Source organism: Mesorhizobium qingshengii (genome assembly GCF_900103325.1).
GTDB classification, from domain to species: Bacteria; Pseudomonadota; Alphaproteobacteria; order Rhizobiales; family Rhizobiaceae; genus Mesorhizobium; species Mesorhizobium qingshengii.
On the sequence record NZ_FMXM01000008.1, the window covers coordinates 263,557 to 272,190 of the forward strand.

The following is an 8,634-nucleotide window of genomic DNA, read 5'->3' on the forward strand; positions in this document are numbered from 1 at the left end:
GTATGCTTCAAGATGCGAGTGCCAAGAAAGCAGAGCTGTGGGCGAATGGCCCTGACCGCTGAGGAGAAACTACCGACGTGGCTTCATGCACGAGGAGTGGGGCGGATCACCCCGCTGATGGCCAAGCTGCTCGTCTTTGTTGTCCTCGCGCCGCCTCGCCGTCGATAAGGGGATGGCATCGGCATGCACCGGCCTTGGGTGGAACTTCGGTTCGCCGACGGCGCTGAAGCTCACGGGCAAGGCGGCCTATCTCGACCTCGTCTTGGGATCGCGCGTCCGTTTGACCGTCTGGAGGGGTTGCCGGTCCTGCCCCCGCCGGCGCGGATCATCGAGCCGTCTCTTGAGAGGGATTTCGCGCTGGTGATGGTCGCGTGCGCGGCTACGCGCACGGCCTCGCCTAGCAAGAAAGGCGGGCGGCTTGCAGGACTTCCGCGACCATGTCTTCTCTGAGCAATTCGACGGGGATACGACCGTCGAGATGAGGTGACGGGCATATGAGCCACGACCACGCGAGCCTTGGGTGCTTTGCCAGCGCAAGCACGTCAGATATTCCTGGGACGGGCCTGCCGTCAACGAACTGGGCCAGCGGGAATACGTGCCTGCCAAGGCCCTTGCGCAATGCAATGACCTGGTTGCGCCGCTGCCAGCGATGCAACGTAGATCTTGGAATCTGCAGGTTTGCTTCGAGGTAGGTTGGCCCGGCAACCGGACCCGCCCAGTCTTCTACCCGCATCGACCCAAGGTCGACCCGTCGCTGCTGCGTCAGATCAGCTTCGGAGTTCCGGGCTGCATTCGCTGGCGTCAAATGTGGACTCTTCTCCGCGGAAAGCTGGGCTCCCCTGACTGCAGAACCATGAAGAAGTGCAGTCTTCCGCTTCAAGTCCGTCGAGGGCTCGAAGTAACTGATATAGAGTGCTTCGCGCGTGGCGCTGTTGCCCTCGGCGCCCGATCGCGCCTTCAACCCGTCGATAACCTGCCTGATGTCTTCGGCCTGGCACTCATAGATCACCATGTAGGCCCATCGATGCGAGCCCAAATCTCCTTGGAGCTCGGCGCAACGCAGACGTTGAGCACTGACAATTCCCGGAACCTGCAGCGCGTCGTCGAGACGCGCGTCGGAGCACCAGTCGTTGCATTCGTCTTCGCGTCCGGTCTCAACATTGTTGAGCACGATCAGTTTGCAGTCCTGCACGAAACCCCTCCGCTATTGATTCGATTTGCCGACGCGTCCGAAGCTGTCCGGAAAGGCCATCAGCATTGAGCCATCCATTGCGGCAGTCATGGCGCGCCCCGCGAAATGACCACGTCGGAGTGAATTGATTTGCTCGAAATTCGCAACGTCATACAGAACTACGGAAGGCGATTCCAATAATCGAAACAATATATTTTCGGAACAATACTGTCATATATCATTTTCATTTTAGCATACCACAGAGAAACCGAACTATTAGTAGCGCACGATATCGGCGATAAGTTTCCTCCGTATTTCAGCGTTTTTCTGAATGTTTCTGCGGACGCCAATTTTGTAACGAAGGGTTTCCTTGCCCATCTTGGCCCGGGCATCAGTTGCCCGCAGGACGGCCAGTCATGGTGGTGGAAGCGTTACCGTAGCGGGATCACCAGGCAATGCAGCGGAGGACGAAGGGGGTCGGGGCTGCCCTCTCCTTCGATCTCAACACCTCTTGCATCAATCCAATTTGACAGGAAATCGCCACGGTGTTTGCCAGCCTGGTGGCCGCCGTCCTTGGCATGCACTCGGTTTGCCTGCCGTGCCGCCCGAATGCGATGGAGGCTTGCTGGAGATCCGGGAAGTCGGGCCATTCCATTGCTACCTCATTGAGGAGATAGGGAACCAACACCGCCCTCATAGTCGAGGTGCGGACCGACAATCTTTCGGTCGAGCAGCGAAGCGTTTTTGGGCGGCTAACGTGGCCCGGCATGGTCACCACCATGGCCGCTCCCGTCTGTTCGTTCAAGCCATGCCCACGGGGTCCTCAAATGGGCCGGGCCTGACCGAAGACCGTTTTCGCTTTGCGCAGTCCCACCGCGCCCCGAACAATCCGGCCTGACACGAAGCCCTGCCCCAGAAGCCGGGCTTCGCCATGTTCAGATTCGGCACTGCCTGGCATCTCTGCCGGATGCGGCACGCTACGCTTTGGCGGGCGCCTTGCGCGCTTTCTTCGCCGGCGACTTGATCGACGCCGCAGTTGTCGTCGCTGCCGCCGCGCGAGCAACCCGTTTTGGCTTTTCTGCCGCGACGGGCGTGGGCGTCGCCGCCTTGCGCCCGAGCCCTATTGATTTTGCCAATGCCGAGCGCGTGGCCGCGTAGTTCGGCGCGACCATCGGATAATCTGCGGGCAGGTTCCATTTCTGGCGGTATTCCTCGGGGCTCAGATTGTAGTGAACTCCGATATGGCGCTTCAGGGATTTGAACTTCTTTCCATCCTCCAGGCAGATGATGAAGTCTGGCGTCACCGACTTCCTGACCGATACCGCCGGTTCCTGCTTGGCCGTGGGTTCCATCACCGGCGTGCCGAGCCCTTGCAGGGCGGCATGGATATCACCGATCAGTTTCGGCAATTCGCCGACCGGCAGGGGATTGTTCGACACATAGGCGGCGACAATGTCGGCCGCTATCGACACGGTATCCGATTGGCTGAGTTGTTCAGGAGCAGTGGTCATACAGTTTTCCTCTTATTGTATCGGACGAATCTAACGAGTTTGATTTCCCCATGCCGCCGATGACAAATAGTGCTTTTCCCTGTAAAATCCACATTTCGTTGCAACATTATAAGAGTAAGCTTCGCTTTCCTGGTTCTGATCGACTGCGGATAACCTTGCCGATCTGTCGGGAAGCGAGGAACTTCCCCTGGCTTTCCCCGATCGCCCACTGTGCGGAGCGGGGCAGCCTCCAGCGGCCTTCACGTCGACGTCTCGCACGGCGAGCGGATCGGACGAGTTTCCCCGGAATGGTTCTTGCGTCCCGAGCGAGCTTCATGATGCATGAAGCAGCAGCGGGGCGGCCATGCCGAAGAAATGTCGAAGAGATCCCTACTGCTGCAATTGCGACGTACGCGCCAATGCCGCCCCAAAACCGGCAAGTGAAATCTGAAAGGTGAGTGGCTGGCCGCTGGTTTCGACCGTGACCCGCGCGGCGAGCCTTGTTCCTGCTTCCAGCGCCTTGATGTTGGCGTCGTTGAATTGCACGGCGGCAATGCATCCTGTCGCGACGCAATGGGTGAACTGAAGCTTTGCGGCAGGATCATGCGTGTCCACCTGCAATACGAGCCCATCCGCGAGCCGTATCCCCAGGGGCAACAGAACATGGCCCAACACACCGCCCCCTGACGGGAGCAGGTCTATTGCAAATCCAACCTGTTCAGTAGCCTGGTTCGTCAGGACCTGGTTAAATGTGCAAATCTTTTCGTTCCTGATAATCCTGCACTGAACAGTCCAGGCGCCGTAGACTTCGGAGATGGACGTGGCCCCATTTGGGAGCACCGGAGTGCCCTGCGGCGGCACCGGCATGTCCTGATGGACTGCTGGTCCGCGTTGGTTGTTGTTGGGCGCCTGAGCGAGAGACCAACCCCTGTCGCGTCTCTCGCCGTCATCAGTGCCGCTTTGCCGCGCGGAGACGGTCAGGCATGAAACAGCAAGCAGCACACAACAGGCCAAGAAGCATCTTGGCAGCCAAAGGCACGACATCACTTCGGCAATCCTGCTGGGAGGCCACGATTGGCCCGGACCGGGCCTGGAGAAGTTGACACTGTTGGTCTGACACTATTGGTGTGGAGCGCTATCTGCTGGCGTCCCCGGTGCTTCTGCTCCTTGGTTCGAGCCGACCATGAGCACAGCATGTGACGCCCAGGAACGATGCCGGGCCACAAACGCGCCACAAGCCACGCGCGCAGTGCCTTGGCAACTATCGCCGTTCCGGCCTTCATTTGTAGATGAACCCGATCGTTCCATGGTATTTTTGATCAGGAACCTTGGCATCTCCTCCACCGTATAGTCTGTTCACCTCGCCCATGAACATTGCGGCCGTGTCACCTGCCGCGCTGAAATTGTCATCTGGCTTTGACAGGTCTTTGGCAGGCACTGGACGCACCAGGTACGGCGTCACGATAATCACAAGTTCTGTTTCATTGCGCACAAAGTCCCGGCTGCGAAACAGCGTGCCAAGCACCGGAATCTTTGAAAGTCCGGGGTATCCGCTCAGAGCTTGGCGAACGTCATCGCGCACCAGGCCTGCAATCATCATGGACCCACCGGACGGTAGTTCGACCGTCGTATCGGCCAGGCGTTTGCGAATGGACAGAATGTTTGAGCCTGGAGTGTAGCTTTTGTTGCCGCTATCATCGACGGTACTGCTCCCGGAGGTCGAGACAGACCCCTCGAGCGTCGGCTCGGACACCTGCGTTCGGATCTTGAGGCTGATGCGGCCAGCGGAAAGCACGACAGGCTGAAATTCGAGTCCGATGCCATACTCGACCTTTTCAACAGTGTAGTCGGTCTTCCCATCGCTGGTTGATGCATTGCTGACAATATTGTACTCCCCGCCGACCCGAAAGGTCGCCTTTTCACCTGAAACCGCGGTCAACGTGGGTTCAGCGAGCGTCCTCATGACGCCAGCCTGTTCCATCGCGTTGACCGAGGCGTCCAATGCCGAGGTGCTGATGCTGAAGCCCGAGCTGGACAGAGATTTTCCAAGACCATAGGGATTATCGCTAATTGCACCCCAACTGATACCGTTGCTGGTGCCTGAAGCGCTTAGATTTACGCCGAGTTGCTTCACCACCGCGCGGCTGACTTCTGCCACCGTCACCTTCAGAGTGACTTGATCCTCGCCGGATATAGAGAGCAGGTTCACGATCTTGCTTTCTCGCCGCTCGCTGTCCGGATTGTTGATGGTCGCTCCACCATTCGCGGACCCGCCGACTGCGGTCTGTGAGTATTGCCCGGTTGTCGCTTCGCCACCGCTGACAAATATCGTTGCGAGACTGACGGCACGGGAGGCGTCCAAGGGTGTCTCGACAGTTCCGCTAAGAACAACATTGTCGTTCAGAAGTTCGACGGTGATCTTCGAGTTGGGAATGAAGCGCTTCAAATAAGACTCCAATCCTGTCACATCCCGCTCGACGACCAGATTGATATTGGCGACTTGTTGCTGATTGGCGTCGAACACGAAGATGTTCGTGTCACCAACCTGCTTGCCAAAGAGATACACACGCCGCGGTGTACGCATGACAGCATCCGCTACGGATGGATTGCCAACCAGAATGTCACTGGCGTCCGTCGGGATGTCTAGAACCAGAGCCTTGTTGAGGCCAAGCTTTACCCGTTCGACGCCGCTTGATACATGCCTCTCCACAGGTTTGTTATCCGCAGCATAAGCATTTGGCAGGTCAGACGCCACAAATAGATATCCGAGACCAAGCGTGATCATTGACGGAAGCGTCATACGCGCAGACCGCAAAGGAAAAGTATCTTTTGCAGCTCTGGATGTTCTGCCCGGATAGCGCATGAGTCCCCCGCTTCGTGATATTCAGAAATTTCTGAACAGGCGACGAAGTGATTCCATGCCTAGGTTCGCTTATGAAATTTTCCCGGTTATTTCTGTACGTATCCGAATGTTTCCGCCGCCCCGTTTTTTGTGACGATGCGTTTCCGGTTCCGTCCAAGGATGCTTACGCGGGGGGCCAGCCAGCAGATCCGCACAATCAGGAACCGCGCGACAACCGGGAGGCCGCAATGCCGCCAGCAATGGTTGGCGCGCGTTGGACGCCGCGACAACCGTGGCATTTGTCTAATCGGCGGGTGAAAATACCGGCTTGTCCTTCCACAAGGTACCCGCAATCATTTCCGAGTACCCGATGTTGAAGACTGCGCGCATGTACTCGGTGTTGAAGGGGTCAAGCACTGAGTAGCTGAGTTGTCTGTCGATCGAGGCCACATGGAAACGGATGCCGGTACGCTGCGCATACATGTAGCTTGCTAGCAGCGCGCTTCGCGTTTGCGATTTGATTTGAATCGCGTAGGCGCGCGCCATGACCGAGAGCGTACTGTTTGTCACGGTGGAAAACTCCGGCATCAAGGCATTGTTGACGAGCACATACATGTTGAGCCGAATTCCTGGTCGCGCTTTCGCCAGCTTTGCCGACGTCATGAGGCTTTCCGGGACAGTCAGGATCTGGGATCCTGAGCCACCGTCGGAGTGCATTTCCTCAAAGGTGCGCTTGCCGGAATGAGCCTTTATCAGAACAGCGGGGTAGACCCCCGGAATGCTGGCCGAAGCTATCAGGACATCCTGGAACAGCCTCAGCGAATTGGGCTCGCCGCTGTCCGCGATCGCGCCCATATCCCAGACGACCGCACGTTGGGAATCCAGATTAGAGGTCAACACGAGCAGCCGGCGGCCCTTTCGGTGCTCGGCGGCGACAGCCTTCAGGAAATCCCCGGTTATATGGGTTTCAATCAGCCGGCGAAGCGGCTGCTGTTTCAGAAGGCTCGTTCCCAGGAGCCCGCTTGGCAGCCACTTCGCATCGACAAGGTCCTTGGCGACACCGCTGGTATAGAGATCGACAAGAACATCATCGTAGGAAGATCCAAGAAAGGCATAGGGTGCGATGAGAGCCCCGGTGCTGACGCCGCTTACGATGTCGAATTGCGGCCGCCTGCCGGTCTTGGACCAGGCTTTCAGCACGCCAGCGCTGAACGCTCCGCCTGATCCACCACCGGAAATGACGAGATAGTTCATCTCGGTCTTCAACGAAGAAGACTTTCGCGGGGGCGGCTCGGCCAGCGTGTCGGATTGCGTGTCCAGGTTCGTGCGTATCTGGTGAAAGCCGTTGATTTCGGCAGTTCCTGCGTCTTCGGCCCGATAGGGGATGCGTTGACTGGACACGCAGCCAATCAACACAACGGACAACAGAACCTGTAGAACGATCTGAATGCCGATGACCCGACGCCGGTTGTGCGACGAACGCCCAACGGGTTTGGCCACAATCGTCTCGCTGGCCATGTCGTGCGGACTTGCGTCGCGTTCGCCAGCAGTCTGTTCGATGTCATGACGAGACCGTCGTCCCGGTCGATCCACGCGTTTGCGCGCACCGTCATCCGGGATTTGTCGAGACCGCACCCACCGGAACATCATGCCGCGCCCAGATCGTCGGTCCAAAGCGGCGACTGACACAGAACGGAATTTGCCTTCGTCACAACCTCTCGGCCACGCTCGTTTTGCGCTCTCTTGTTCTCCTGGCCGTGGGTCTTTTCGCCTCCTGCGGCTTTAGTCCCAGGCCGAATTTCTTTGCCAGGAGCGAGCGCGATGCCGCGTAGTTTGGAGCGACCATCGGATAGTCGGAGGGCAGGCCCCATCTTGCGCGATACTCGTCCGGCGACAGGCCGTAGCTCACGCGCAGGTGGCGCTTCAGGGATTTGAACTTCTTGCCGCTCTCCAGCGAGATGATGAAATCCGGCGTGACGGATTTCCTGATCGGAACCGCTGGCTTTAACGGCTCTATCCCAGCCTGGGTTGAATGATCGGATCGCAGCAAATCGAAGGACTGGTAGATCTGGTTGATCAAGGACGGAAGTTCGCTTGCAGGAACAAGGTTGTTCGAAACATATGCGGAAACCACGTCTGCCATGAGTTTCATAATTGCGTCTTTCGAGCCGTTGTCGGCCATTTCTCTCTCCTCTGATTGGCGGTTCATTTTGTTCACTGCACCACGGCTTTCGACACCAGCCGTGGGCCGGTCTTGACGTCTATGATCTCGGGCGTCGTGGTGTCGACGACGCCGTCCCAGCCGCCGCCGAGCGCCTTGTTGAGGGCGATGTAGTTGGTCGCCAGCAAGACGCGGCTTTGCAGCAGCGAGTCCTCCGCCGAGTAGAGCGAGCGCTGGGCGTCGAGCACGTCGAGAAGGCTCGTCTCGCCGGCCTTGAACAGCGTGCCTTCGATGCGTGCCGCCTCGCCGTAGGATTTCGCCGACGAGGCAAGCTTGCCGATCCGGATACGCTCCTGCGACAGGAGCACGAGCGCATTCTCGACATCCTCGAGCGCGCTCAGCACCGATGACCGGTAGGCGATGAAATACTGATCGCGCTGGGCCTGGGCGACCTCGACGGCGGCCTTCAGCTGCCCGGCATTGAACACCGGCACGCTGAGCGTCGGCCCGAAGGACCAGCCGATCGACGAATTCTTGCCGAGGTCGCCGAGCTTGTAGGCCGAAGTGCTGATGTCCCCCGTCAGGCTGACCGAGGGATAGCGCGCCGCCTCGGCCTGGCCGATCTTGGCGGTGTATTGCGCGTATTGCCGTTCCGCCATGCGTACGTCGGGGCGCGCCAAGAGGATGTCGGCGGGAATGCCGGTCGGGATCGGCAGCCGCGGCGCCGGGATCGGCGCGCCGCGCTTCAGCCGCTCGCTCAGCGCCGCCGGCGAGCGGCCGGTGAGCACGGAGAGACGATGCACGGCCTCGGCATAGCTTGCTTCCAGCGTCGGGATATCGGCTTCGGTGCTGCTTGCCTGGCCCATGGCTTTCGCGACATCGGCTGCCGTCGCGGTGCCGGCCTGCGCCATGGTGCGGGTGAGTTCGGCGGTCTGCCTTTGCGATGCGGCCGAGCGCCGGGCGAGCGCGA

General features: G+C 59.0%; 7 protein-coding genes. All 7 read right to left on the reverse strand.

Going from position 1 to position 8,634, the window contains the following annotated elements; all coding sequences use genetic code 11:
* Positions 1–397: 397 nt before the first annotated feature.
* Positions 398–1,192, reverse strand: a complete 795-nt coding sequence (locus BLS48_RS35940) for an antitoxin Xre/MbcA/ParS-like domain-containing protein (RefSeq protein WP_208604622.1) — start codon at positions 1,190–1,192, stop codon at positions 398–400.
* 956 nt (positions 1,193–2,148) lie between these two features.
* Positions 2,149–2,682 carry a Ros/MucR family transcriptional regulator gene (locus tag BLS48_RS15600; protein WP_091578906.1) on the reverse strand — a complete coding sequence of 178 codons (534 nt, stop codon included), beginning with the start codon at positions 2,680–2,682 and terminating at the stop codon, positions 2,149–2,151.
* 369 nt (positions 2,683–3,051) lie between these two features.
* Positions 3,052–3,528, reverse strand: coding sequence for an invasion associated locus B family protein (locus BLS48_RS15605; RefSeq protein ID WP_167365093.1), 477 nt, complete (start codon positions 3,526–3,528; stop codon positions 3,052–3,054).
* A 412-nt stretch (positions 3,529–3,940) separates the two neighbouring features.
* On the reverse strand, positions 3,941–5,461 hold the full coding sequence (locus BLS48_RS15610; protein ID WP_091578909.1) for a type II and III secretion system protein family protein: 1,521 nt from the start codon (positions 5,459–5,461) through the stop codon (positions 3,941–3,943).
* A gap of 345 nt (positions 5,462–5,806) precedes the next feature.
* Complete coding sequence (locus BLS48_RS15615) at positions 5,807–7,021, reverse strand: patatin-like phospholipase family protein (protein ID WP_091578910.1); 1,215 nt, start codon at positions 7,019–7,021, stop codon at positions 5,807–5,809.
* Between the two features lie 190 nt (positions 7,022–7,211).
* A complete protein-coding gene (locus tag BLS48_RS15620) occupies positions 7,212–7,685 on the reverse strand; it encodes a Ros/MucR family transcriptional regulator (RefSeq protein ID WP_091578912.1) in 474 nt (157 codons plus the stop codon).
* Between the two features lie 32 nt (positions 7,686–7,717).
* Positions 7,718–8,634, reverse strand: a 917-nt coding sequence (locus tag BLS48_RS15625) for an efflux transporter outer membrane subunit (RefSeq protein ID WP_143019434.1), incomplete at its 5' end; no start/stop codon positions are given.